This is a genomic window from Starkeya nomas (assembly GCF_902703545.1).
GTDB classification, from domain to species: Bacteria; Pseudomonadota; Alphaproteobacteria; order Rhizobiales; family Xanthobacteraceae; genus Ancylobacter; species Ancylobacter moscoviensis.
This window is the reverse complement of record NZ_CACSAS010000029.1, coordinates 33,106-59,039: the sequence shown is the minus strand read 5'-3', so window position 1 is coordinate 59,039 and position 25,934 is coordinate 33,106. Positions and strand designations below refer to the sequence as shown.

22 protein-coding genes are annotated in these 25,934 nt (G+C 64.1%); 5 read left to right on the top strand and 17 right to left on the bottom strand.

The window, feature by feature from the left end; genetic code table 11:
- Nucleotides 1-2 precede the first annotated feature (2 nt).
- The 9 genes from STARVERO_RS22330 to STARVERO_RS22290 all read right to left on the bottom strand — a co-directional run bounded on the left by STARVERO_RS22330 (nucleotide 3) and on the right by STARVERO_RS22290 (nucleotide 10,337).
- Entirely contained in the window at nucleotides 3-833 is an 831-nt protein-coding gene (locus tag STARVERO_RS22330) for an SDH family Clp fold serine proteinase (RefSeq protein ID WP_159602255.1), read from the bottom strand.
- Nucleotides 824-1,573: a rhomboid family intramembrane serine protease gene (locus tag STARVERO_RS22325; RefSeq protein ID WP_159602253.1), complete on the bottom strand. Its 750-nt coding sequence runs from the start codon at nucleotides 1,571-1,573 to the stop codon at nucleotides 824-826. The genes STARVERO_RS22330 and STARVERO_RS22325 overlap by 10 nt, the downstream gene beginning before the upstream one ends.
- Before the next feature lie 33 nt (nucleotides 1,574-1,606).
- Complete coding sequence (locus STARVERO_RS22320; RefSeq protein ID WP_244616993.1) at nucleotides 1,607-2,116, bottom strand: NADH dehydrogenase ubiquinone Fe-S protein 4; 510 nt, start codon at nucleotides 2,114-2,116, stop codon at nucleotides 1,607-1,609.
- Between the two features lie 52 nt (nucleotides 2,117-2,168).
- Nucleotides 2,169-2,861 (bottom strand): hypothetical protein, encoded by a 693-nt coding sequence (locus STARVERO_RS22315; RefSeq protein ID WP_244616990.1) that lies wholly within the window; start codon nucleotides 2,859-2,861, stop codon nucleotides 2,169-2,171.
- A gap of 201 nt (nucleotides 2,862-3,062) precedes the next feature.
- On the bottom strand, nucleotides 3,063-3,713 hold the full coding sequence (locus STARVERO_RS22310) for an HdeD family acid-resistance protein (protein ID WP_159602249.1): 651 nt from the start codon (nucleotides 3,711-3,713) through the stop codon (nucleotides 3,063-3,065).
- A gap of 171 nt (nucleotides 3,714-3,884) precedes the next feature.
- Entirely contained in the window at nucleotides 3,885-5,009 is a 1,125-nt protein-coding gene (locus tag STARVERO_RS22305; RefSeq protein ID WP_159602246.1) for an RNA polymerase sigma factor, read from the bottom strand.
- Nucleotides 5,010-5,082: 73 nt separating this feature from the next.
- Nucleotides 5,083-7,998, bottom strand: a complete 2,916-nt coding sequence (locus STARVERO_RS22300) for an ATP-dependent Clp protease ATP-binding subunit (protein ID WP_308678649.1) — start codon at nucleotides 7,996-7,998, stop codon at nucleotides 5,083-5,085.
- A 61-nt stretch (nucleotides 7,999-8,059) separates the two neighbouring features.
- Nucleotides 8,060-9,892 carry an ATP-dependent zinc metalloprotease FtsH gene (gene ftsH / locus STARVERO_RS22295; protein WP_159602244.1) on the bottom strand — a complete coding sequence of 611 codons (1,833 nt, stop codon included), beginning with the start codon at nucleotides 9,890-9,892 and terminating at the stop codon, nucleotides 8,060-8,062.
- A 16-nt stretch (nucleotides 9,893-9,908) separates the two neighbouring features.
- Nucleotides 9,909-10,337 carry a MarR family winged helix-turn-helix transcriptional regulator gene (locus STARVERO_RS22290; protein ID WP_159602242.1) on the bottom strand — a complete coding sequence of 143 codons (429 nt, stop codon included), beginning with the start codon at nucleotides 10,335-10,337 and terminating at the stop codon, nucleotides 9,909-9,911.
- 193 nt (nucleotides 10,338-10,530) lie between these two features.
- Here STARVERO_RS22290 and STARVERO_RS22285 point away from each other — a divergent pair, with 193 nt between their 5' ends.
- The 5 genes from STARVERO_RS22285 to STARVERO_RS22265 all read left to right on the top strand — a co-directional run bounded on the left by STARVERO_RS22285 (nucleotide 10,531) and on the right by STARVERO_RS22265 (nucleotide 13,577).
- On the top strand, nucleotides 10,531-10,959 hold the full coding sequence (locus STARVERO_RS22285) for an Hsp20/alpha crystallin family protein (protein WP_159602240.1): 429 nt from the start codon (nucleotides 10,531-10,533) through the stop codon (nucleotides 10,957-10,959).
- Between the two features lie 14 nt (nucleotides 10,960-10,973).
- Nucleotides 10,974-11,372 (top strand): Hsp20/alpha crystallin family protein, encoded by a 399-nt coding sequence (locus STARVERO_RS22280; RefSeq protein ID WP_159602238.1) that lies wholly within the window; start codon nucleotides 10,974-10,976, stop codon nucleotides 11,370-11,372.
- A gap of 20 nt (nucleotides 11,373-11,392) precedes the next feature.
- Nucleotides 11,393-11,884 carry an Hsp20/alpha crystallin family protein gene (locus STARVERO_RS22275; RefSeq protein WP_159602236.1) on the top strand — a complete coding sequence of 164 codons (492 nt, stop codon included), beginning with the start codon at nucleotides 11,393-11,395 and terminating at the stop codon, nucleotides 11,882-11,884.
- 176 nt (nucleotides 11,885-12,060) lie between these two features.
- Nucleotides 12,061-12,477 carry a phosphate-starvation-inducible PsiE family protein gene (locus tag STARVERO_RS22270; RefSeq protein ID WP_280178169.1) on the top strand — a complete coding sequence of 139 codons (417 nt, stop codon included), beginning with the start codon at nucleotides 12,061-12,063 and terminating at the stop codon, nucleotides 12,475-12,477.
- A 23-nt stretch (nucleotides 12,478-12,500) separates the two neighbouring features.
- Nucleotides 12,501-13,577, top strand: a complete 1,077-nt coding sequence (locus STARVERO_RS22265; protein WP_159602232.1) for a S1C family serine protease — start codon at nucleotides 12,501-12,503, stop codon at nucleotides 13,575-13,577.
- Here the strand turns inward: STARVERO_RS22265 and STARVERO_RS22260 are convergent.
- The 8 genes from STARVERO_RS22260 to STARVERO_RS22225 form a co-directional block, all read right to left on the bottom strand.
- Nucleotides 13,511-14,563, bottom strand: coding sequence for a nucleotidyl transferase AbiEii/AbiGii toxin family protein (locus STARVERO_RS22260; RefSeq protein ID WP_159602230.1), 1,053 nt, complete (start codon nucleotides 14,561-14,563; stop codon nucleotides 13,511-13,513). The genes STARVERO_RS22265 and STARVERO_RS22260 overlap by 67 nt on opposite strands.
- On the bottom strand, nucleotides 14,560-15,228 hold the full coding sequence (locus tag STARVERO_RS22255) for a DUF6088 family protein (protein ID WP_159602297.1): 669 nt from the start codon (nucleotides 15,226-15,228) through the stop codon (nucleotides 14,560-14,562). Before STARVERO_RS22255 ends, STARVERO_RS22260 begins: the two co-directional genes overlap by 4 nt.
- 117 nt (nucleotides 15,229-15,345) lie before the next feature.
- Nucleotides 15,346-16,668, bottom strand: coding sequence for a tyrosine-type recombinase/integrase (locus STARVERO_RS22250; protein ID WP_159602228.1), 1,323 nt, complete (start codon nucleotides 16,666-16,668; stop codon nucleotides 15,346-15,348).
- Between the two features lie 323 nt (nucleotides 16,669-16,991).
- Entirely contained in the window at nucleotides 16,992-17,417 is a 426-nt protein-coding gene (locus STARVERO_RS22245; RefSeq protein WP_159602226.1) for a hypothetical protein, read from the bottom strand.
- On the bottom strand, nucleotides 17,414-18,292 hold the full coding sequence (locus STARVERO_RS22240; RefSeq protein WP_159602224.1) for a DUF7007 domain-containing protein: 879 nt from the start codon (nucleotides 18,290-18,292) through the stop codon (nucleotides 17,414-17,416). The genes STARVERO_RS22245 and STARVERO_RS22240 overlap by 4 nt, the downstream gene beginning before the upstream one ends.
- Nucleotides 18,289-18,765, bottom strand: coding sequence for a hypothetical protein (locus STARVERO_RS22235; protein ID WP_159602222.1), 477 nt, complete (start codon nucleotides 18,763-18,765; stop codon nucleotides 18,289-18,291). The genes STARVERO_RS22240 and STARVERO_RS22235 overlap by 4 nt, the downstream gene beginning before the upstream one ends.
- An 87-nt stretch (nucleotides 18,766-18,852) precedes the next feature.
- Complete coding sequence (locus STARVERO_RS22230; RefSeq protein ID WP_159602220.1) at nucleotides 18,853-20,526, bottom strand: ParB N-terminal domain-containing protein; 1,674 nt, start codon at nucleotides 20,524-20,526, stop codon at nucleotides 18,853-18,855.
- A gap of 247 nt (nucleotides 20,527-20,773) precedes the next feature.
- Complete coding sequence (locus STARVERO_RS22225) at nucleotides 20,774-25,870, bottom strand: DEAD/DEAH box helicase family protein (RefSeq protein ID WP_159602217.1); 5,097 nt, start codon at nucleotides 25,868-25,870, stop codon at nucleotides 20,774-20,776.
- Between the last annotated feature and the right edge of the window lie 64 nt (nucleotides 25,871-25,934).

Here is a 25,934-nt window from a genome sequence, read left to right as displayed (position 1 = left end):
AGCTATTGTTTGCGTGCTTCCCTCTGCCGCGGCTCGGGAAGGTATTCCACGCCGCCACCCTGACGCCGCACGGGCTGCGGATAGAGCGTCATGAGCTCCAGGATTTCGTCGGGCATATCGGTGCTCACCGAGAGTCCCATGTTCCGCGCCTCGTCGGCGAAGATGGGGTAGTCGTGAGTCCAGGTTCCCGTCGCCAGCTTTGCGGCCAACGACCGGGCGCGTTCCTGGTCCGTGTTTTCGGCAAGGAACTGCATGGCCATGGTCTGGACCTGGGCGATCGCCTTGCGTCCGACATCGGCCATGACCAGCGTCTGGTCGTCCACCTCGGCGATCGGCTTCTCCTCGGCAACCTTGATGATCGACGCCGCCGGCATGCCGCCGAGCTGCGGGTCGATCGGGCCGAGCACAGAATGGCGACACATCACGATCTCGTCGGCCGCAAGGGCGATCAGGGTACCGCCTGACATCGCGTAATGCGGCACGAAGACCGTCACCTTGCCCTTGTGCCCCTGGATCGCGCGGGCGATCTGGGCCGCGGCCAGCACCAGGCCGCCCGGTGTGTGCAGCACGATGTCGAGAGGAACGTCGTCGTCGGTCATCTGGATGGCGCGCAGGACCTCCTCCGAATCGTTGACGTCGATGTAGCGCATGAGGGGAAAGCCCAGCAGGTTCATGGTCTCCTGGCGATGGATCAGAAGGATGACGCGGCTGCCGCGCTTCTTCTCGATCTGCGCGATCTTCCGCGTGCGCATTGCTTCGAGATACCTGCGCTGCAGAACGGGCTGCAGCGCGGAAATGATGAAGAACAGCCAAAACAGCTGCATTATGTCCATGGACTTTGTCCTCCTCTCCGGCGTCCATCCGGCAAGAACCCGTAGATGCCTTCGTCTCGATAGTAATGGCGATAGGTTGCGCTAGGCCTTCGCAACAGCGGCGTGATGAGCCAGCCGGCGACGAAGCCGCCGATATGCGCCCACCAGGCGATCCCGCCCGACGCCTGGTCACCCAAAGACATAAATCCCGGGATGAGCTGCATGAGGAACCAGATCAAGGCGAATACAAATGCCCGGACTTCGAAGAACAACGGTATGAACAGTATGGGCACGATCATAACCAGCCGGGCCGCCGGAAACATCCGCGCGTAACACCCGATCACACCTGCAATCGCGCCGGATGCACCGAGCGCAGGCACGACCGAGTCAGGGTTCGCGAGCGCATGGGCCACCCCCGCAGCCACGCCGCAGAACAGATAGAACAGGATGAACCGCCCAGCACCGAGACGGTCCTCGACCGCGGGACCGAAAATCCAGAGTGTCCACATGTTGAGGATGAGGTGCAGCCACCCCCCGTGCAGGAACATATTCGTCAGGAAGGGAGTCCAATCAGAGGGGGCGACAAGACTGAGCTGCCCGAAGAAGCGCGATGGCACCAGCGCGAACTCGAACAGGAACCGATCCAGCAGGCGCTGGGGCAGGCTGATCTGGTAGAGGAACGCGAGGACGTTCACCCCTACGAGTGCCCAGACGATGACGGGAGGATATCTCCGCGCGACGGTGTCGAGATAGGGAAACAAGCTATCGGTTCCCGCGTCAGTTTCCAGTTCGAGTCATGGTTTCTTCGCCGCCACCGTCACACCCGTCCATGCCGGCGGATCGGACGCCGGGAAGGACTCGAGGCTCGCTTCGAGAACCGGATCCGCGCCGTTACTATCCTGAGCGGACAGCTCGACGGAGCCCTCACGGTTCACCGCGCGCTGAAGGCGATGATCTGTGCCTCCCGAGTAGCTTCCGCGCAGAATTCGAAAAGCGCCCGGCGCATCCGCGCCCTTGTAGAGCCGATGGCTCTCGCTTCCTTGCCAACGGTTGGCAGGACCACGCTCAGAATTGTCCTCGCGCACGATATAGCGCCAGTCGTTATGTTCAGCAAAATCGATGGCGCTTTGCCGATCAGGGAACTTGAGCCGTATCGAACGATAGGGATCGTCGCTTGAGGTATAGCCCATGAGCGGCTCGATCCAGAGCGGTCGCGATGGCTCAAACTCGAGCACCCAGTAATTCGGCCGGGGCGCGGAGGTCATCACCGAGCGCGCCGGCCGGTAGATGATGGCCGTCGGCACGGCCCACGACCTCATGTCGGTCCCAGGCACCTTCGGTGGAAAGGGAGGACGATTATGTCCGAGCATTGCCGTTTTCCTTCTGATGTAGTTCCCTTTCGGAACTACCGAACTCAATCCGGTCGAGATGTTGCATACGGTTCGAGTTTCGAAGAATGGCTTCACGCGTTGTACGCCGATTCCCGGCAGCAATCTCTTCGAGGATATCTCTGCGCATCGCGGAGGTCATTTCTGCGACAGCTTTCATGATATTTGATCCGTCCTCTGAATTTAGTTTTCCGTCCCGCAGACCCGAAATCAGGGTATCAAGGACATTCTCGAAGGAGGCGATGACGTCAGAACTACCCAGCACGGCCAACTTGTGGTTCAAGACGCGCAATTCATCAATCAGGTCGTCGTTGTGCAGAGCGGTCTCCACGATTTGGGCGACCTTCTCGATGCAGGCCATGTAAATATCATTCTTCTTTTGAAGGATGATGACCTGTCCTTCCTTGCGAAGCTCCAGCTCAGTTTGCCTGTTCAGCAAGACCGCTGTCAGATAGATTGTCGCAACGGCCCCGAGAAACACCAGCACTACTTCCCGGGCGAAGGGTACGGGCTCGCTCTCGACGAACATCTCGCGAAAAGCGAGATATGCTGCTCCCCCAATGGCGATAGAGAAAAGCGCATAAGCCAGGTCGCGAGCTCTATATATAGAACGCCTATATACAGGTTGTTTGCTGCCGTTAGACGGACTGCCATCATTCATCTCTGCAATCTCCCGCAGCTTGATTCGGGAGATTGTGCGCCGCCGTCTCTTCTATTGGCTTGTGCCGCAAGAAAACAGGCGTCGGCCCAGAGCCAAACGGATTGAAGCCGACGCGCAAACATCGCTCGAAGATCGTTTCATCCCAACGAGTGAGATCGTCGTCTTCGTCGCCAACGTATCGGTGGTGTTCGGTCGCCACGCTCACGCTTCACTGGGTTTGTTCATAATGTCACTGGAGATGGAGCCGTCGGATCTACGAGCCTTGCGAAGCCGGAGGCCGAGCAACACCATCATCACGCCGAAGAAGGCAGCGTAGAAACCGAGGAGCCAACCGAGCGCAAGAAAGGTCTCGACCGGGCGGGTGAGAAACAGCCAGATTACGGCGACGCTCAGGGCAACCGAGACAAGACCGCTTAGAATAAGCCAGATCTCGCCTTTGATTTCCTTGCGCAGTCGGATCGCCGCGACGATTTCAAAGATGCCGGATAACGCTGACCAGAAAGCGATGCTCGCCCAGAGGAAAGTGGCCAGCACCAATGTAGCGACGAAGGGCGAGACCACCACAACAACACCGGTCGCAATTCCAAGGATGCCGCTGAACATCAGCCAGCCCCAACGTTCGCCCTTGCGGAGGTGCCGTACGGCGGCAATTAGCCCGAACACACCGTCGGCAAAAGAGAACGCCCCGAAGACGAGGGTCAAGGCGAGGAGCGACTCTGCCGGCATGATGAATGCCAGCGCTGCAATCAGGAACGCGAGAATGCCTCGGAGGACAAATGCCCACCAGTTCTTGGAGAGGCTGCAAAGCAGATCCTCACTGCCCCGCACACTTTGTTCCGCCTCAGTGTTCATTTCTCCTCCTCCTTGAATTTTCAGAAGTTTCCTGGAACCGAGTTGCGCCGGCATTTTCTACGCTCATTACCGAGCGCGCCGGCCGGTAGATGATGGCCGTCGGCACGTCCCAAGACCGCATGTCGGTCCCCGGCACCTTCGGTGGAAGGGGAGGACGATTATGTCCGCGCGTCATGACGCTTCTCCCTTCACGTCGCCCAGGAGACCCCTCTCGATCCGATCCCGATCCAGAAGTGGCTGCGGGATGCGCGACGATTCCCTGAACGTCCCGGCGGTGTCAGCCGGGTATCCGGACGCCTGCATCTTCTCGCGAAGCTGCGCCCGCGCGGATTGGGCGATCCGTCGGACGTCATCTTCCGGAATGCCGAGGATTTGGGAGACGTGCTCCGCCGTGTCGTTCTCCAGATCGAGCCGCAGCAGCACCCTGCGCCACAGCGCCGGGAGCGCCGCGACGGCCCGGTGCAGCGCCAGTGCCTCCTCGCGCCGCGCCGCTTCGGCCTCGGGATTGGCGGCGGAGCCGTCGGCCACGACGTCTTCCAGACGCAGGGCTTCGTCGGGCTGATAGAACTCGAACATCTCCTGGTCGGCCTCGGTCGGATCCTGCGCCGGGGCCTCGGGCTCCAAGTCGAGAGAGGCGGCGCTGTCGGGCAGCGCATGGCTGGCCTCCCGTGCCGCAGCGTCGATGCTCTCGAAGGCCAGCCGCGTCAGCCAGGGGCCGACCGAGAACTCTGTCGGCCGCTGCTCGAACCGCTCGAGACCTTTCAGGATCGTCGCATCGACCAGATCGCCGACATCGAGACGGCCTTCGCGGACCGCCCCGCTGGCCTCCAGGTAAGTCAGTTCGCGCCTCACGGTGTCGTAGACCGCATCGAGATGATCCTCGATCAGGCCGAAATAGAGCGTGCGACGTTTGGCCTCGGCTCTGTCCCGTGCGGGCGGCAGCAGCGCCTTGATCCGGGCGCGCCGTGCCCGGCGCTTCCATTGCGGTTCGCCCTTGAGCAGCGCCACCTTCCGATCGACACGTCTGCGCAGATCGGCGAACGCCTTGCGCAGGACAGGTTCGATCTCGAATCCGTCCTCCTGCGCTGCGATCACGCCCGAGGGCAGTTGGAGACGCAGGCTGGCGTGGATGCGGGTCTTGCCCTCCGTCTGCGACACGGAGATCTCCAAACGGACCAGCTCGGGTCGGAAGCGCTTCAGATGACTTTCAAGCTGCCGGACCTCCTCGGCGATCACCTCGGGGGCGCGCTGCCGCCCGTGGCGGTCGAGATTACGAAATGCGGTTCGAATCTTCATTTTCGCTGACTTTTGCGTTGGAGGTCCGGCCGGAGATGGTCGATGTGGCCCGTGTCCGGCCGGGACGCTCGTTTCAGGCGGACGGCTTTTGTTCGCCAGACGAGCTCTTCAGTGACTTCTTGTCGGACTCATCTGCACTTGGCTTGTGTTCTCTGTTCGCCGACTTTCGCTTGCCCTTTTGGCCTGGGGCGCCTTTCGACTCGTCGGCGTCCTCGCTCGACGCATCGGCAGCCTTAGCCCTTTCGAGCTTCTCGAAGACCACCTTCTGCTCGTCCGCCGACCAGGCAACGCGTACCTTGTCGCCGTCCGCGATACGTCCCGAGAGGATCTCGCGAGCGAGCTCGGTCTCGAGTTGCGAGCGGATCAGTCGCCGCAACTCGCGAGCGCCGAATTCGGGGCGGAAGCCGACCGCGCCGAAGTGATCCACGACACTCACGTCGAATTCGAGTTCGACGCCTTGGGTCAGGGCCGTGCGTTTCACCCGGTTCAGCTGCAACTCAACGATCTGGCGGATCTCGGCATGATTCAGCGAATGGAACACGATGATCTCGTCGATCCGGTTGATGAACTCGGGCCGGAAATGTCCGCGCAGCACCTCCATAAGTTCGGCCTTCTGCTTCACCTCGTCGAACTCCTGCGTCCCGCGCTTTTTGAGGTTGCGCTGGATGATGTCGGAACCGAGGTTCGAGGTGGCGATGATAATGGTGTTGGTGAAGTCCACCACGCGGCCCTTGCCATCTGTCAGGCGGCCGTCGTCGAACACCTGAAGCAGGATGTTGTAGACATCCGGATGCGCCTTCTCGATTTCGTCGAGGAGCACGACCGAATAGGGGCGGCGGCGGACCTTCTCGGTCAGCTGGCCGCCCTCGTCATAGCCGACATAACCCGGAGGCGCCCCGACAAGCCGGGCAACGGAGTGCCGCTCGCCATATTCCGACATGTCTATACGGATCATCGCGTCTTGATCGCCGAAGATAACCTCGGCGAGCGTCTTGGCCAGTTCCGTCTTACCAACGCCTGTCGGGCCGAGGAACAGGAAGGTCGCGGTCGGGCCGCGTCCTTCGCGCAAACCCGCACGCGCCAGGCGCACCGCGTCGGCCACGGCTCGGATCGCTTCTTCCTGGCCAATCACGCGCTCGTGCAACTTCTCCTCGAGCTTGAGGAGCTTGTCCTTCTCCTCGGTGGTCAGCTCCGTGACCGGAACACCAGTGATCTTCGAGACGATCTGGGCGACATGGTCGACGCGCACTTCGGCCGTGGCCGATGCCTGGTCGCGTTTCCAGACTTCCAGTAGCTCGTTCAGTTCCTTCTGCTTGGTTTCCAGCTCTCTCTTGAGTTCCGCCGCCCGGTCGAACTGCTTGCGGGCCGCGGCGTAATCCTGCTCGCGCTTGATCTGTTGGACCTCGGCATCGAGCTCCTGCACGTCAACCGGGCGCGCGGTGGCGCTGATCTTCACGCGCGCGGCGGCCTGATCGATGAGATCGATCGCCTTGTCGGGCATGAAGCGGCCGGTGATATACCTGTCCGAAAGCTCTGCCGCCGCGACGATAGCTTCGTCTGTGATCGTAACCTTGTGATGGGCCTCCAGCGTATCACGCAGACCGCGCAGGATCATGATCGTCTGCGCGACCGTCGGTTCGTCAACGTAGACCGGTTGGAAGCGGCGTTCGAGCGCGGCGTCCTTTTCGATATATTTTTGATACTCGTTGAGAGTCGTGGCACCGATCAGGTTCAACTCGCCTCGCGCCAGCGCCGGCTTGAAGGTGTTGGCGATGTCGAGCCCGCCTTCACCGCCGCCCTGGCCCGCGCCCACAATCGTGTGAATCTCGTCGATGAACAGGATCAGGCTGTCCTTCTCCTCGGTGATCTCCTTGAGGATCTTCTGGACTCGTTCCTCGAACTCGCCGCGATATTTCGACCCGGCGACCATAGAGTTGATGTTGAGCTCTACCAACCGCTTGTCGCGCAACGCCTCGGGCACCTCGCCAGCGACGATCCGCTGCGCCAGCCCCTCGACGATTGCGGTCTTGCCCACGCCGGGCTCGCCGATCAGGACGGGATTGTTCTTCTTGCGCCGGGCCAGCACTTCGATCGTCGTCTCGATCTCTCGAGCGCGGCCGATGACGGGGTCGAGCTTGCCCTCGCGGGCGAGTTTGGTCAGGTCACGACTGTATTGGTCGAGATCGGGCGTGCTGGAGGGGGCCTCCACGCGGCCTTCCTCGGCGCCCTTGCCGACGACCTTCGTCACCTGCTGGCGCAGCGCCTGCGGTGTCAATCCGTATTTGCGGAGGATCGACGCGGCGAGACCCTCACCCTCTTCGGCGAGGCCGATCACCAAGTGCTCAGGGCCAACATAGGAGTGGCCCAACTCGTTCGAGGCGATAAAGGCCCGGTTCAGCGCGTCCTTGAGGCGCGGACTGACGCCGATCTCGCCTTGCGGCTTGGCATCGCCGCGCTTTGCCTCTGTCTCGATCTGTCGACGCAGATCGTCCACATCGACCTTGAATTGCTCGAGGATGGTCTTGACGACCTCGGAAGCAGTTAGGGCCAGAAGCAGATGTTCGGTATCGACTTCGCTACGCCCGAACTCTCCGGCCTTTTGCGCCGCTTCCTGCAAAAGCTTGTTGCCCTGCTCGCTCAGCCTGTCGGCGATTGTCCGTCCGCCCCCGCCGCGACGGACGCCGCGCCGGGGGGCGGCATCGTCGAAGGTTGCGTCAACGGCATCGTGGCCGCCCGCAGACCCGAGCGCGCTTCCCGCCAACGGGCTGTCGCCGAAGAGGCTTCCGAATCCGCTGTCGCCGAAGAACTCGTCGAGCAGCGAGTGCCTTCCAAAGAGCGATTCGAGCGGCGACGCGCTGCGGCCAGACCGGCGCACCATCTCGCGATAATGCTGATCGCACAGTTCCATGTCCTGCACGCGGCCGTTGACCGAGGCCCGGACGCGGGCCGTCGCCGGGCGGCCGCACATGTCGCACTTACCGTTTGCCATTTGTGTTCTCCCTTCGCTCATCCAGTTCGATTTGTTCGCGCCATCCGCGCCGCTAAAGACGTCATGCCGCAACCGCTTCCGTTCTTTTCACCTTGAGGCCGATTTCCTTCAGTTCGGTCTCATCCAGCGTTTCTCGTTGCAAGAGATCGCGTGCAGACTGCTCGAGAAGACCTCGGTTGCTTTCAAGAAGCGCCAGCGTGCGCTTGAAGACGCCATCCACGACCTCGCGCACCTTCTGGTCCATGCGCTCGGCCGTCGCCTCGCTGTAGCGTCGGTTGAGCCAGGACGCCTGATCGCCGGTCCCGAGGAAGCCCGGGCGTTCGCTGTCGTAGCTGACATTGCCGAGATCGGGATCCATGCCATAGCGCGCGATCATGGCACGGGCGATGTCGGTGGCCTTCACCAGATCGTCCGCCGCGCCGGTCGAGAGATGGTTATAGACGAGCTTTTCCGCCGCCCGTCCGCCCAACAGCACCGCGATCTTGTTCTCGAGCTCCTCGCGCGTCATCAGGAAGCGGTCCTCGGTCGGCCGCTGGATAGTATAGCCAAGCGCGCCAATGCCGCGGGGGATGATCGAGACCTTGTGCACGGGATCGACGCCTGGCAGGGCCATCGCCACCAGCGCGTGCCCCATTTCGTGATGCGCGACGATCTCGCGTTCGCGCGGGTTCAGAACGCGGTTCTTCTTCTCCAACCCGGCGATAATGCGTTCCACGGCATTGTTGAAGTCGTCCATCGTCACCGCATCGGCCTTGCGGCGTGTGGCGAGCAGCGCCGCCTCGTTGACCAGATTGGCGAGATCAGCGCCCGAAAAGCCCGGCGTCAGTGCCGCCACCTTCTCGGCATCGACGTCCGGGGCGAGCTTCACCTTCTTCATGTGCACGCCGAGAATCTGCACGCGGCCCTTCTTGTCGGGCCGGTCCACCAGAACCTGCCGGTCGAACCGGCCCGCGCGGAGAAGCGCAGGGTCGAGGATCTCGGGCCGGTTGGTCGCGGCCAGGAGCACGATGCCGACCGACGGGTCGAAGCCGTCGAGCTCGGTCAGAAGCTGGTTGAGCGTCTGCTCGCGTTCGTCATGTCCGCCGGCGATCTGGCCTGCCGAGCGCGCGCGACCGAGGGCATCGAGCTCGTCGATGAAGATGATCGCGGGAGCCGCCTTGCGCGCCTGCTCGAACAGGTCGCGGACGCGCGCGGCGCCGACGCCCACGAACATCTCGACGAATTCCGAGCCGGAAATCGAGAAGAAGGCGACGCCCGCCTCTCCGGCCACCGCGCGGGCGAGCAGCGTCTTGCCCGTCCCCGGCGGCCCGACCAGCAGGATGCCCTTGGGAATGCGCGCGCCGAGCTTTCCGTATTCCGCCGGGTTCTTCAAGAACGCGACGACTTCCTCGAGTTCGGCCTTGGCCTCGTCCACGCCGGCGACGTCGGCAAAACTGACGCCGGTCTCCTTCTCCATGTAGACCTTGGCCTTGCTGCGGCCGACCTGCATGAACCCGCCGAAACCCTGCTTGTCGGCAAAGCGGCGGAACAGGAACATCCAGATGGCGAAGAACACGAGCGCCGGCGCCACCCACGAGATCAACGTGCCGAACAGGGTGTTCTGCGGAACGCCCGTGATCTCGACGCCGGCCCGGTCGATCCGCTCGAGGATGGCGGGGTTCACGACGGTCGTGACGAACTGCCTCTTGCCATCGACCGGTTCTGTGAAGCTGCCGGTTATCGTATCTGCTCCGACTGCGACGGAGGCGATCTTGCCGTCATTGAGATACTTTTCGAACTGGCTGTAACTGATCGGTGCGACGGACTGCCAGCTGGCGATCAGGTTCTGGATAAGGATCACAGCCACAAATGCCGCGACCCAGTACCAGATGTTGTATTCGGTCCTTTTCTCCATGGCAGGCTGTCTCCCTCTAGCGTGACAGCCGCGCACGTATGCGCTCCAGAAGCACAAACAGAACGCGTCTCTCTTCGGGCGACAGATCCCGCAAGATCTCATCTTCCAGCAGCAGCTGCCGCGGCTCGATGTCCCGTATGGTAGATCTCGACTTCGCCGTTATCGTGACGATCTGCGATCGCCGGTCGTCCGGTGAAGGCGATCGCTCGACCCAGCCGCCACGCACCATGCGATCCACCAGTTGGCTGGCCGTCGCGTTACCGACCTCCAGCCGGGCCGCCAGGTCGCCGATCGTGAGGCCATCCGCGTCGGCAACATGAGCAGCAGCCATCCAGGACAGGCGTGTGAGCCCGCTGTCGCGGATCTCGTCGTCGATGCGCTGCTGGATGAGCTGAGCGACCCGGTGGATCGTCGTGCCGATCAGAGCCTGTCCGGATGAGATCATCGGTGGTCCTCCAGTTCTATGTGACAACGATCATCATACGTGCGGACGCTTGGTTTGCCAGCATAAATTTTGCTTGCATCATATCCCGCTGCGCATAGGATTGAAGATGCCCGAGAGCCTGCCGGCGCGAGCCTCCGCAAGAACCGCGCGCACGGCTTGATCGGCGTTGCGCTTCAGCTTCAGGAGGTCAGCAATGCTCTATCCAACACGAATCCGCCGCAACGATCCCTTCGCGCTCATGCGCTCCATGATGCGCGATCTTGAGAGCGGCTTCAGGCCGCCAACGTCTCGCGCGGCATTCCCGGCGATGAATGTCTGGCAGGGTCCGGATGCCATCGCCATCACCGCCGAACTGCCCGGGATCGAGCCGGGCGATATCGAGATTTCCGTTAATGACAACGTTCTGACGCTTTCCGGCGAACGCAAGGCTCCAGAAGTCCCGGAGGGTGCGCGGTGGCACCGCAACGAGCGCGCCTATGGCAAATTCTCGCGCGCCATTCGCATTCCGTTCGCAGCCTCCGATGACCTGGTCGAGGCAAGGATGGTCAACGGCGTGTTGAAGATTGTCATTGCCCGGCCCGAGGAGACACGGCCAAAGAAGATCGAGATCAAGGCAGCGTGAGAGGAACTGGAAAGATGAGCACCGACATTACGCAAGCCACAGAGAAAACGGTGACGGACGCGCCTGAGACCACTGGAGGCGGCCGCATCTATCGCCCGCTGACCGATATCATCGAGACCGATCAGGGCGTCTCCATGATGCTCGAGATGCCCGGCGTCGGCCCCGACCATGTGGATATCACGCTCGAAAACCGCGTGCTGACGATCCGCGGCAGGGTCGAACCCATGCAGCCCGAGAACCTGCAACTGTCCTATGCCGAATATGGCGAGGGCGATTTCGAGCGGGCCTTCATGCTTTCCGAAGACTTCGACCCTGACAGGATCGAGGCTGAAATGCACGGGGGCGTTCTTACCGTGACCCTCCCTCGAGCCGCTGAGTCGCAACCGAAAAGGATCGCCGTCAAGGGCGCCTGAGAACCGAAGGAGACCATATCATGCAGATCAAGGACCTCATTCCCTGGGCGCGCAAGGACAACGCGCCGGATGCCAAGAGCAGCGAGGACAACCCGATCGCGACGCTCCAGCGCGAGATGAACCATGTGTTCGAAAACTTCTGGAATCGTGTTGGGAATTTTGACTGGCCATGGGGAAGCGGCGAAGCAAGATCCGACATGGTCGAGACCGACAACGCGATCGAAGTGTCGATCGAGTTGCCTGGCATGGAGATGAAGGACATCGAGGTCACGGTCAACGACGACATGCTGACCGTGAAAGGCGAAAAGAGGATCGAGCGCCAGGAGGAGAAAAAGGGATACTATCTCTCCGAGCGCAGCTACGGCGCGATTTACCGGACCATTCCGCTGCCCCCAGGTGTGGATGGCGAAAAGGCGCAGGCATCCTTCAAGAACGGCGTGCTGACCATCAAGCTTCCCCAGACACCGGAGGCACAGGCGAAGGTCAAGCGCATCGAGGTCAAGAACGGCTGATCCGCGTGATCGAGTAGTCGCCGACGCCTGACATGCATCCTCGATCCACGTGATTTCAGGTGTGATACAGATGCCGAAGCCCCCGGGGAACCCGGTTCCCCGGGGGCCATGTTTGAGGAGAGATCGCAATGGAACGCGACAGACCGCCCGGTTTGACCCGCGAACAATGGTCGGCAATGACGCTCTACGAGAAATTCGAGCAGGTCGTCATCTTCCTGCTCAGCGCCATCATCGCCGTGGTCGTGGTGGCATCTGTATGGGCGCTCCTGCGCGAGGTGCTGAACCGACTGGTTTTGGGCGCGCTCGATACGCTCGATTACAGCACGTTCCAAGTCGTCTTCGGCATGATTTTCACCGTGGTGATCGCGCTGGAGTTCAAACGGTCGCTACTGGTGGCGACTGAGCGCAGGTTCGGAATTCTGCAGGTGCGAACCATCGTCCTCATCGCGTTGCTTGCGATCGCCCGCAAGTTCATCATCCTGGATCTCGGCGAAACGAGTCCGGCCAAGATCGCGGCCCTCGCCGGAGCCGCCCTTGCCCTTGGTGCTGTCCACTGGCTGGTGCGCGATCAGGATCGTCGCGATCAATCGTGATTGTTCCATTCGAGAGGCGTCGCTTGAACTTTTGGTTCTTCACCCGTCTGGTTTCCGTCACCGTGGCCGCGCTTCTCATCGTGGCTGCGTGGCAGAGTTTCCCGCTCGTGAGCGGGATCCTGCTCGGCCGCTTCGCCGAGCCACGCACCGTTGCGCCGAGGGGTGATCTCGCCGCGTCTGAAGAAAGTGCGATCGCGATTTTCGAGAACGCGCGAGACAGCGTTGTGTTTATCACGACGGAAAAGCGCATGGTCGATCCCTGGACGCGAAGCGTTTACGACGTGCCGAGCGGAAGCGGATCGGGATTCGTCTGGGATGGGTTTGGCCATGCGGTAACGAACAACCATGTCATCGCCGGTGCCAGCCGCGCGATCGTGCGATTGGCGGATGGTCGCGGCTTTCCCGCGCGCCTCGTCGGACGTGCACCGGAGCACGATCTGGCGGTACTGCATATCGGCATCGGCGCGGGCCGCCCGGCGCCGATATCGGTGGGGACCATCAAGGATTTGCGTGTTGGGCAGAACGTCTTCGCCATTGGCAACCCATTCGGTCTCGACTGGACGATGACGACGGGGATCGTCTCGGCCCTCAACCGCGAGTTGCCAGGCGACGGCGATCTGCCGATCCGTGGTCTGATTCAGACGGATGCGGCGATCAACCCTGGCAATTCCGGGGGGCCTCTCCTCGACAGCGCCGGCCGCCTGCTAGGTGTCAACACCGCCATTTTCAGTCCGTCTGGCGGCAGCGCCGGTATCGGATTCGCGGTGCCAGTCGACACTGTCAATCGGGTCGTGCCGCAGCTGATCGCCCGCGGTCGTTACGCGCCCCCGAGGCTCGGTATCCGATTCGATCCGCAAGTTGATGCGGCCCTCGCCCGAAACGGCACTCCGGGGGTCCTCGTGCTCGCGATCGATCCCGAAGGTGTTCATTTGGCTCCCCCGCCGGCACATGATATCCATTGCGAAAATACGGGAAATATCGGGAGTAACAAGAAAAATGCCGGCCTTACGGGAATTTTCGGGAAAGCGACCATTCAGGCATTCCGCGTTATCGCATTTGCAATCCGCTCGATTTCCCCAACCGACCTCAAGATCGCCTGAAAATCCGGGGCGACGCCAAAGATCATCGCGGTGGTGTTGGCGTAGTCACGGCTGAGCGCATCGATCATCGCACCGGTCGGCGCGACGGCGAATGAGCCCGGAACGGCGGAAGCCAGATCATAGTCGGGGCGGTCGAAGAACATGCGCGCGTGTCGCACGCAATCGGCGCCGAGGCTGGGGTCCGCAAGCGCCACTCGCCCGACCTCCGAGCCGAGCAGGCAATGGAGGTCGTAATAGTGCCGCGACACGCGCTGGCCTTCCTGCCGGAGCACGCCGCGTCGCTCGTACCAGAGCCGCAAGCCATGGGCGATCACAACCTTGTCCCAGAAGGTACGGGTGGCTTCGATCGTTGTGACGTCAGCGATCGCCAGTTCGAGCCCGCCGGCCTCCTCACTGACATAGGGTCGAATCGTAACAGGACGGTTGGGGTCAAGAGCTGACTTCGCGCCGGACTCGATCCGCACGGCCGGCCGCACATAGGCTCCGTCGCGTGGCTCGACCTCGGGATACCAGACGAGCAGTGTCTGTCCGTCGGGATCGGCTTCGTCGACCTCGACACGTCCGGCCCCATTGGTGACGTCGGCGAGCTGTGCGCCTAGGAATTCGTGGAGCGGGCCTGTAATATAGGCACAGCACGCATCCCGTATCGCATCGAGCTTGGCACGGCGCTTTTTGTTCGACAGAGCCTCCAGTTCCTCGACCGAAGCAGCCTCGTCAAGGTCGTTACGGAAGACTGTGACGTCGATGTCCTCGGAAAAGCGCTCGATCAGGTTATAGGCCTTCGACAGCGAGGTGCCGCCCTTGAACAGGAGGCGCGGTCCTCCATCAGGCCGCTCGTGATAGAGCGCATTCAGCGTCCAGCAGACCCAGAAATCCTTCTCCACATTGCCGATCGGCGTGCCAAGCCGATTGGCGGTGGTGAGAAACAGGTCAAGCCGGTCACTCGGCGGCGCGGCGATGACCTGCCTGTACGCGGTGCTGGTCATGACTGGCCCTCGTCCGCATCGGTTGCGCTGAGCAGGCCTCGCAAGAACTCCTGCATCCAGATCGGAAGCGCGGATAGGCCGGCGCGTAGATCGTCACGGATCGCCTGCCCGTGCTGCGGGTCGCCGAAAAGGCGGCGCAGCGCGGCCTGGACGCGGGCGCGCTCATCGTCCTGCGCAAGCATGTCCTGCATCCAGTGCAGCGCCTGGACAACGCGCATGGCTGGCCGGCCGGCCCAATAGAGGCGGCTAGGCGCGGCGAACTTGAAGTGGATCTCTTGGCTACCGAGCTTGATTGGTTTCAGACGCGCGTCGACCAGCACCTCGATGCGCGCCGGGACGGCGGTGGTGAGGCCGAGATCGTTGGCAGCGGTCATGCCGTCCACCACGGCGCGCGCCTGGTCGCGGCGGGTGACGGCGCGGATGACGGCGCGATAGTCGGGCACGGTGGGGCGGCTGGTCAGATCATTCTTGCGGGGCTGGTCGTAGAGACCGCGGTCGATACGGCGCAGCTCGCCTGCGGTGGCGAGGCGCTGCAGGGTCTTGTCGACGGCGGCGCGGCTGCCAAGGTCGGCAAAATCGCCGGGCGTCCAGACCTCGTTCGGGCTGGAGGCGATCCGGGCGAGCAGCCGGGAGCGAAGGTCGGTTTCATGCGCTAAGGTCGTCATGTCCGAAATATGATACATTTTTCGGACATGACGCAAGCTGGTGTCCGAAGAATACTACATTTTTCGGACAAAGCGCGCGAACCCTGGTGTCCGAAGTTTGTCGCAAACTTCGGACACTCACACCCTGGTCGGTTCCAGGTTCCGCTCGGACCGATCCCGGCGAGCGGAGCGAGAGCGTGTGGGCGTCGCCCGCCCATCGAGCAGGTCGGCCATCTCGTCGGCAACCCGGTCAGCCGTCATCCTAAGCGCTTCGTCGATATGAACGTAGCGTTGCGTGACGCCCCTGGCGGAATGGCCGAGCAGCGCCGCGATCGTCAGCTCGGAGAAGCCGAGATCGCCCGCAAGGCTCGCGTAGGTGTGGCGCAACGTGTGCGGAGTGATGTCCGCCAGCTCGGCCTTCTGACAGACGCGATCGAGAACGCGCACGACGCCGATGAAATGCCCTTCACCCCAATCGGCCGGAAAAAAGAAGGGGGACTTGGTTTTCGGCTGGTCGAGAAGCAGATCGATAGCGGCTTGGCCGATCACGCGAATCTGCGCGCCGCTCTTGGTATCCGGAAAGCGAATGGCGCATTCCTCTTCATCGAGCCAGGTGCCCTGTAGCCCGAGCGCTTCCATGCGCCGGAAGCCGGTCAGGAGGAGGAAGCGAATAGCCGCGAGCCCCGTCGGATGCTCACCCTCCTCCGCGGCCGCCCGCAGCGTCTTGCCCAGCCGTTCGATCTCGCTCCGGCTGAGCCGCCGTTCACGCGGTGCGCTGGCGAGCCTGCGCACGCCCTTCGCGGGATTGGCTTCGATCTTCCCGAGGCGAACCGCGTGCTCAAGGATGGAATGCAGCGTCGACATGGTCCGCGCGGCCACGCCTTCCCCGCCGGTGGTGGCGCCGCCGCGGCTGCCCGCGCGAGGCTTCGAGGTCTTGCCGGCCGCGATGTCCGCCTGCGCGCCTTCGACGTCGCCGAGCTTGAGCGATGCGACCTGGCGGCGGCCGAGGAGCGGCTTGATGTGCGCCTCGATGCGGCTGCGGTCCATCGCCAGCGTGGACGACTTGATCGGTCGCCGGCGGCGGCCGAGGATCCGCCCGGCCTCCGCTTCGGCCAGATACCAGTCGCAGACTTCGGCGACGGTGAGCAGGCCGGCCGCCTTGGCCTCCTCGGCGACCGGATCGACACCCTTGGAGACGGCCACCAGCTTCTCATGGGCGAGCTTGCGAGCGTCTTCGACCGTCATCAGCCCATAGCGCCCGATGACGGCTCTCCGGTTCCTCCCTTCCAGGGTGCGATACTGGATGACGAAGCTCTTGAGACCCGACGGCATGACCTGCACGCCGAACCCGCGCAGCTCGCGATCCCACACGAAATGCTCCCGAACCTTGACCCCATCTCTCGAAGGTTTCGGAGCCTTGAGCGCGTCCACGATCCGCCTTGTGATCTTTTCCGTCGCCATATCAATACCTTGTCGAATTTTTGCTTAGAATTTCCCTACCATACCCTCTATCGAAGCCGATTCCAAGCATTTCGAAGCAAGTCGGCGGCTACCTCCCGGATAGGCTCGGCGGGACTGATGTCAATTAATATCTTGAGTTATATAGTTAAATCGTGCCGTAGCGTGAAGTCGGGTATGGCGGCGCAAGCGCGTCGGGCACCTTGCCAAGGTTGGGGTCGTGGGTTCGAATCCCATCGCCCGCTCCAGTCGACCTTATTGTCGTTTTCGGGCAGTTGAAATCGCAGGCGCCGGAAGGGCTCGCGAGAGCTGCGGTCACCATCGGGTTACAGGTTCGGCGCGTAGATCAGCCCGCCGCGCTGCTCTCCCGGCCGACAAGCGCGCCTGCCATCCTCGACAGCGGCGGCCTCTGCCGGCTGTGCCGGCCTTGACCCGCATGGCCCGGCGCCGCAGCGTTCACGCAATGCCTCGATCGCCGCATCCTGCCGGGCGAGCTTGCGCGACAGGGCGTCGATCTCGGGCTGGCGCTCGGCCGTGATGGCGGCGAGGTTCGAGCGGTAGCGCTCGAGGAACGCGCTCGGATCGGCGGGCTTGCCGCGGCGATATGCGGCACGCTTGCGACCGAGCTGTGGAATCAGCGCCGTCATGCGACAGATGATCTGCCGGTCGATCATGTCGAGCTGGCGCTGCGTCTGGCGGCGCGCCTCTTCCATGCGCGAGAGCTGCGCGATGCGTTGCGGGGAAGCTGTCATCGCGCCCTCCCCTGCCAGCCGATGAAGCTCGACGGGCCGGAATGGACCGGATGACGCGCCTCATCGACGACGAAGCCGAAGCGTCCGACCTGGTACTCGCCGGACGGCACGAGGAAGCGCCGTTCCTCGGTGCCCGCACCGCGGCGGCCGCCGGGCGTGGCGACGACTTCGACAAAGCCCGGCTGCTGATCCGATGTAATCGCCGATACGACGATCCAGTCGTCGGCGTGCCGCTGCTCGAAGGCGCGGCGATCCTTTTCCAGAGACTCGCCGGGCTGAAGGATCGTGCCGAAGATCGCTTCCCAGGCGTCCGGCCAGCTATCCTTGATCGTGCGCTCGGCGCAGCGCCGCTCATAGCTGGTGAAGAGATGCGGGAAGGTGAGCGCGACGATCGCCCAGCCTGCATCTTCCTCGTACCAGCCGCCGCGCGACCGCAGCACGGAATGGACCTTGCGATTGCGCTCGGCCGAGAGGTGGAAGCCGCCATGACCGGCGGTCGAATGGCAGACGACACCCTCGGCATAGAGGGTCGCGCCCTGCGAGCGGCCCCACGGCGTATTCGCCGTGGAGCCGATCTCGCGGCGGCCGAGCGCGCGCTTCTCGCGCTGATGCTCCGCGTTTTCCGCGACCTTGCAGCGGAACGCCGCCTCGTCGGCATGACCGTAAAAGTCGGATCGCTTCCATTCGGCCATCGGCCGGCCGATGCGCCAGCCGGTGGCGAGATAGTGCCGGCCATCGCGCGCCGGCAGCATGGCGAAGGAGGTGTCGGCGACACAGGCGACGAGAATGCCCTCTGCTGTGCGGCCGAACTCGATCTGCGGAAATGCGCCCGCGGGTTCCGCGATCATTCCGGTGGAGGGTGCGGGCATGCTCATGCGGCAGCCCTCCCTTCCACGACGGCGGCCGCGACCTCGTCGGCCGAGATCTCGCGCAGCACGGCGTTGGGATAGCCGTGTCGCTTGAGCCATTCCTCCGCGTCTGCACGATGGCTGGCGAGATAGACCAGCTCGCCGTCGTCGCCCGGCCGGTCGAGCACTTGGACCGAACCGACGTTCGGCCGTTCGGTCACGGCAAACGTCAGGCGGCTGTCGACCGAGAATGTCCGGTGGACGCGCAGCACGACGACGCCGCCACTGCCATAGTCGCCGGCATGCAGGGTGATGCTCGCGCCGATGACGGTGTTGCCGATGCGGCGCTCGGCCTGCTTGCGAATGAGGCGGCCGCCGCTGTTGTTGTTCTCCCAGGCGGAGAGCTTGCGGCGATGGCGGTCCGGCGGGCGCGGCGCGCCGTCGGAGAAGCGAATGATCGAGCCGAGCAACGCGAACTCGTAGATTGACTGTGCGGACATGACGTCCTCCTGTGCGGATGGTGGAAATGAAGCCGCCGCCGGCAGGGACCGGCGGCGGTTGTCGTTCGGGAGATGAGGAGGCCGGCTCTATTCCGCGGCTTCGCGGAATGCCTCGTCGTCCGGCGTTTCGCCGCTATCCTCACCGTCTTCGACGAGCTCGTCGGACTCGTCGTCTTCGGCAACGGCGTTCGAGGCGAGCCAGCTCGACATCGCCGTCTTGTCCGGCGCGAACAGCGCGGCGGGATGGACGAAGCGGCCCTCCTTGAAGTGCTCGACCAGAGCGGCGCGCGTGTCTTTCACCTTCTGGCGCGGAAGAACCGGCGTGTCCTTGCACGAGCCTTCGAGCGCGCTGCGCGACAGGCACGACAGGAAGTCGTCACTGCCCATATTCGGCAGGAAGTTGTCGGCGCCGACGACATCGCCGGCGACGCGGGCGACGATGCCGCTGTCGGTGCGGTTCTCCCGGCACGACAGCACCTCGGCGAGGACCGACCGCGCGGCGATGCGGAGCGTGTCGTTGTCGAGCAGGAGCTGGCCGTCCTGATCGAACAGGTTCACGGCATGGCGCGCGATCCGGCGCGTGCCGTAATAGGTCCCGCCGTTGGCCGAAGCGACGGAGACGTTCTGGCCGGCGAAGGCGAGGATCAGCAGCGCCATCAGCGCATTGTCCTCGATCGGCGCCCGGGCGAGCGCCTCGTGCAGCGCGTCCGTGCGGAAGTCGCCGATCATCTCGACGCCCTTGCGCGTCACGTCGGGACGCGGCTTGGCGGTCGCGCCGGTCTCATCAGCAGCATCATCGCCGGCAGTCGCGCCGTTGCCCTTCGGCTTCTTCGCCGCGGGCATGCGGTAATGCACGCTCTGCACCCGGCCGTCACGGTCGAGATACATGGCGGTGCAATCGCCCTTCGACGCCTTGCCATAGACGCGCTGCGCCTTCGGCGGCAGCTTCACCTCGCCGTAGTTGGTGACTTCGGCGATGATGCCCTTCTTCGGCAGGTTGGCCGTCATCCATTCCTGCTGTGCGCCGAGGAATGCCTCGACATCCGTGGTGTAGCGGCTGTCCTCGTCGGCCGGCGCGAACAGATCCTCGACCCACTGGATGCCGTAGGCCTGGGCGAGATCGTCGCCGAAGCTGGCATGACGTGCGTACATGCGGGCCTTGGTCAACGCCTGCGCGACGCTCCACCAAGAGACCTGCGGATCGGCCTTCGACGGCTTGTGCTTCTTCCAGACCTCCTTCTGCTCGTCGGGCGAGGCCGAGGCGATCGTGCGGAGCTGACGCTCGTCGGGCATGTCGCCCTTGGCCATGTGATCGAGCATCGCCGGCAGGACATTCGCGAGCAGGCGGAGCTTCCGGACCTGGCGGACCGGCAGCGTGAGGGCGACGCCGATCGCCTCCTCCGTCCAGCCGAGCGCGACGAGACGCTCGATGGCGCGCCACTGATCGACGGCGTTCAGCGGCTCGCGCGCGAGATTCTCGACAAAGGACCGCATGGCGCCGTTGTCGTTCGCCGGATCGTCGACGAGAACGTCGATCTCCTCGAGGCCTGCGGCGACGGCGAGGCGCACGCGGCGCCGGCCGGCGTTGATGACAAAGCCGTTGCCGCCATCGGTCTGCTGCGACACGACGGGCGGCTGCACGATGCCGACGGCCTTGATGGACGCCAGCAAGAGCGCGTCGGCCTGCGGCGTCGACTTCGTCTGGCGCGAATGGTCGGGGTTTTCCACGAGCGCGCGCGGATCGACCTTCATGAGATACATGGGATGCTCCTTTTCGGGGTTCGCGGACCGCGCCTTGCGGTCCTTTCTCGTCTCCTTCCGGAGACACCCCCCGGCCCGCGGAGCGGTTGGGCCGGCACAATTGCGGCCGAGCAGCCCTGCCCGGCCGGACGAGCAGGGCTCACAGCCCTGCGAAGGACGACGGGCCGGGCTCGCGCAGGCGGCGATTGAGCGCGAGCGTTGCCGGCCTGGCCGATCTGCGAGCGGGCCTTTCCCCCCTTTTCTCCCCTCATGCTGCGGCGGCCTGTTCGCCGCCTCCCTCGACATCCCTCGCCAGGGCATCCTCCACCTCCGCCAACTGGCGGCGCTTTTCCGCCAGCTCGCCGGCGAAGGTGAATTCGCCAGCGTCGCGCGACTGGTACGAGGCGAGCCTGCGGCGGGCGTCGGCCAGGCGCTGGCGATAGCGCTCGCGCTCGCCCGCGAAATCGTCGAGCGCGTGCTCGAGACGGGCGATCGCGCCGAGCGGCGTCACCGTGATCGGCAATTCGATCTCGTGTTCCGAAGCGGTGCGGAGCAGCATCGTGCTGTAGCGATAGCCGTCGCGGCCGAACCGCTCGCCGGAATATTCGAGATCGAAGCCGCCGATCGAAGCGATGATGCTTTCGCCCTCCTGCTGAAGCTGGACGAGCGTCAGGGCTTCCTTCATCAGCGCGCGGCCGGCCTCCTTGCGCTCGACATAACGCTTGCCGGCGATCGTCGCGGCGAAGGCCTCGCCCGTGGTCGGCACGAGACGCTCCATATCCTCGCCGATCTCAGCGATGCGGCGGGTGGAGAACTCGATGTCGCGCTCGGCGTCGCGAAGCTGGCGGCGCACGGCATGCTGATCGTCGATATGGGCGGCGCGCAGGCGCTCAAGCCGCGCGATGTCCGCTTCGAGCCCAGCCTTGAGCATGAGGCGCTGATCGCCCGACGCGATCGCCTTCGCCATCGCGAACTGGTTGGCCTGGCCCTCGCCGAGATCCTCGAGGCGGCGGATCGACGCGTCGCCGGACAGCGCCGCGGCGATGAAGCGGGCCTTGCGCTCATTGTTCTGCCACATCGTGGCATCGAGGCTGCCCTCCGTCGCATAGGCGAAGATGTCGATGACGTCGTTCTGATTGCCCTGACGTTCGATCCGCCCTTCCCGCTGCGCGATCTGCGAGGGAAGCCAGGGCACATCGAGGTGATGCAGCGCCTTCAGGCGGAGCTGGGCGTTGACGCCGGTGCCCATCGTGTCGGAGGAGCCGATCAGGAAGCGGACCTTGCCGGCGCGCACGTCGCCGAACAGGCGCTGCTTCGCCTCCGACTTCTTGTAGTCCTGCATGAAGGCGATTTCGGACGCAGGCACGCCCATGCGGACGAGCTCGTCCCTGATCCAGCGATAGGCCGAGAAGCCGCGGGACTTCTCGACGCTGATCGTGCCGAGATCGGAGAAGATCATCTGGGCGGCGCCGGGCAGCTCATAGGGCTTGCCGTCGGTACGCACATAGGCGTTGTCCGCGGTTTCCCGCCAGATGCGCAGCGCGTTGCCTATAAGGAGATTGAGCTTGTTGTCGGGCTCGTCGTCGTTGTCCGGATCGACAAGGCGAAGGTCGATCGCGGCATGGCGCCCGTCGGTGATGACGGAGAGCAGGATGTCGTCGCCCGGCTCCGGCGGCCGGTCGCGCATCTCGATGGCCTTGATTCGCGCATCGAGCACGAGCTGGTAGCGCTTGAAGGACGCCGACGGCTTCGCCGTCATGATCTGACGCTTGCCGGTCGAGACCGCCGGTATCCTGACGTGCTGCCGCAGGTCTTCGGGCATCACCACGTCGGCGAAGGACCGGAACATGGCAACGAGCTCGGGTACGTTCACGAAGGTCGCGAAGCGCGTCACCGGCTTGTATTTGCCGGACGGCTGGAGCTCGAGCTCAGTCGAGACGTCGCCGAAGGTCGACGCCCAGGCGTCGAACTCGTGCAAGCCGCGCTCGGACAGGGCGGCGTAGCCGAGATAGCGCTGCACCGAGTACATCTCGCAAATCGTGTTGGTGATCGGCGTGCCCGACGCCAGCACGAGCGCGCGGCCGGGATTTCTCGACTCGATGAAGCGGGACTTCACGTAGAGGTCCCAGGCACGCTGCGAGCCGTTCGGATCGACGCCTTTCAGCGTCGACATATTGGTGGCGAAGGACAGCTTGCGGAACTCCTGCGCCTCATCGACGATGATCTGATCGACGCCGATCTCCGAAATGGTCAGGAGATCGTCCTTGCGGGTGGCGAGCGACTCCAGGCGCTCCTTCAAACCCTCCTTCAGCCGCTCGAGACGCTTGCGCGAGACCCGATCGTCGCTCTCGACCTTGGTCAGCAGCGTCTCGTAGAGCTCCAGCTCGTCCTGGATCATCTGCTGCTCGAACGCCGAGGGCACGCCGATGAAGCGGAAGGCCGAGTGCGTGATGATGATCGCGTCCCAGGTCGCTGTGGCCGCGCGCGAGAGGAAGCGCTGCCGCTTGTCCTTGGTGAAATTGGTCTCGTCGGCGACGAGGATGCGGGCGCCGGGATAGAGCGCGAGGAACTCCCTCGCCGCCTGCGCCAGGCAATGGCCGGGAACGACGAGCATCGCCTTAGCGATCAGGCCGAGCCGGCGCTGCTCCATGATGGCAGCCGCCATCGTCATGGTCTTGCCGGCGCCTACGGCATGGGCGAGATAGGTCGCGCCCGCGGCGATGATGCGCCAGATACCGCGCTTCTGATGATCGTAGAGGACGAAGGCGCCCGACGCGCCCGGCAGCTTCAGATGCGAGCCGTCGAAGGCCCGCGGCACGATGTTGTTGAAGCGATCATTGTAGACGCGCGCCAACCGATCCGTTCGATCCGGGTCGGTCCAGATCCAGTTCTGGAACGCCGTCTTGATCTTCTGCAGCTTTTCCTTCGCGGCCTCGGTGTCGACGACGTTGAGGACGCGGCGCTCGCTGTCGCCGTCCTTGATGGTGTCGAAGATCTGCGGCACGCGGCTGTTGAGCGCGTCGGCGAGAAGCTCACCTGCATGACGCCGGTCGGTGCCCCATTCCGACGTGCCGGTCGCCGTCCAGCCAAGTTGCCGCGCGTCGACGGTCCACGATGCGAGCTCCGGCATGTGGTGGATCTTGATCTCCACATCCATCGTCTCCCTGACGAAGGCGACGACGTCCGCGGCCGGAATCCACGGTGCGCCGAGACGCGCCGTGATGTCGGACGGCTTGAGATCAGCCGGCTGTACGCCCTGCAGCGCCGTGATGTTTCGCGCATAGTCCGCGTCGAGCGCCGCCGCGGCCTCCGCAGTCTTGAGTTTTTCCCGGACAGGGCCGGACAGGTAGGAATCGGCCGTCTGCCACGAGCCGTCTGCGGGGTCGCGGAAGATCGCGCTGCCGAGTTCCGCGACGACCTCCACCGCGTCTCGATGCAGCAGTTCGGCGATGTGGCCGACGTCGACGTGACCGCGCTCATTGAGGACGACGGCGAGCGCGTCGGCCGCGCTGGAGATCACCGGCGCAGCAGGCGGCGCGATAACGCGCTCGGTGAAGAGCGGCCCGGGCTTCGCGGTGTTCGTCTCGAGGTCGTAGTCCTCGATCGAGGCGACCAGCCAGCAGTCGGGATCATCGACAAACGGCTGGATGTTCGGCCGGCGGTGCGTCTCGCGCACCTCGCCCGTTTCTTCGTCTTCCGCCAGCGAGACGGTCGTGAAGTTGATCGGACCGAAGTCGCGGACGAAGCTCGACCAGGCGATGCGCAATCTGACCTGCGCGTCCTTCCACGGCCGGTCGAGCTCCTGGCATTTCAACACCTCGCGCACGGCATCGCGGATTGGAATCAGCTTCCGAATGATGCGGACGTGCTTCTCCGGGATGCCGTCGGCGCTGCGGCCCTTGCGTGCTGTCACCGCGACAGCGCCACCATCGAGGACTTGCATCAACCCCTGGGCCTTGTCGAAGAAGTAGCTGCCCTCACGGACGTGGCGGTCGGACGGCAGGTCGATCCCGGATACGCCGTCGGCGTCCTCGATATCGGAATCGATCGCCTCGGGCTCGCCGTCATAGACCGCCTCCGGAAGGAGATTGACGGCGGCTGCCAGCGTCTCCGAAAGATCCTCGGCGTCGCGCGGCAGGCAGGTGTAGGTCTCACCGAAGGGACCCGAGGCGAGCGCGTGCGCGCCGAGAACGAAATTGGGGTGTCGCGCGAACCAGCGGTTCACGCGGATCGCGCTCTCGTCCTCCGCCGCCGGCCGGACGTCCTCGAGGTCGAGCCAGGACAGGTCGCCCTCGACATCGCCGACCTTGCGTTTGCGAAAGAACAGCAAGTCGACCACGACGTCGGTCCCGGCGGCCGAGCGGAAGCTGGCCTGAGGGAGACGAATGGCTGCGATCAGGTCCGCCGACTTGGCGATGTGCTCGCGCGCGGAGAAATCCGCCTTGTCCATCGTCCCGTGCGAGGTGACGAAGGCGGCGAGCGCGCCGGGCTTCAAGAGGTCGATCGCACGCGCGATGAAGTAGTCGTGCAGGCAAAAACCCTTCGAGCGATAGGCCCGGTCCGATCGGACGGCGCGGTCGGAAAAGGGCGGATTGCCAATCGCGAGGTCGAAGCTCGCCGGCAGGTCGGTGCGCGCGAAGTCGCCGACGATGATGCGCGACCGCGGCTGCAGCAGGCGGGCGATGCGCGCCGTGACCGGATCGATTTCGATCCCGGTGACATGCGAGATGTCGCGCAGTCCCTCTGGCATCAACGCCGGGAAGAGGCCCGTGCCGATGCCGGGCTCGAGCACGCGACCGCCGCGCCAGCCGAGACGCCGCAATGCCGTCCAGATCGCCCGCACGATCAACTCGGGCGTGAAATGGGCATACTGCGTGCAGCGGGCGAGCGAGGCGTAGTCGAGTTCGCCGACGGCATCTTCGAGCGAGGCGCCGAGCTCCTGCCAGCCTTCGCGGAAATCGGTTTCGCCGGGCCGGCGAAAGACGCCGTTAGCAAGATCGGAAGCACCGAAACCGATGAAGCGGATCAGCTTCGCCTGCTCATGCGGCGTGGCCGGGCGTTGATCCGCCTCGATCTCGGCCGCGAGCCGGATGGCGGCGATGTTGTCGCGCCCGCGATCCTTCCAGGTCCTGGCGAGCAGCCGATCACCGACGAGAAGGAAATTCGACCCGCGCGCGGGACGGACCGGGGCGGGTGGGCGTGCTGTGGCTGCGACCGGAAGCGCCGGAGCGGGCGTCGAGGGATCGGGCTCATCGTCGTCGTCGTTCGCGAACGCGCCGCCAAAGGCGGTCACGCCGAGGCCCAGTCCCGAGGAGAGAGCGGTGTTGCCGAAGAGGTCGAGAGTGAAGGGATCGTCGTGCGCCATGATAAGGTCTCCTGTGATGAAGGCGCGCGCCATCGACCTCGCCGGGGTTTCCGGCTGGTGCGAT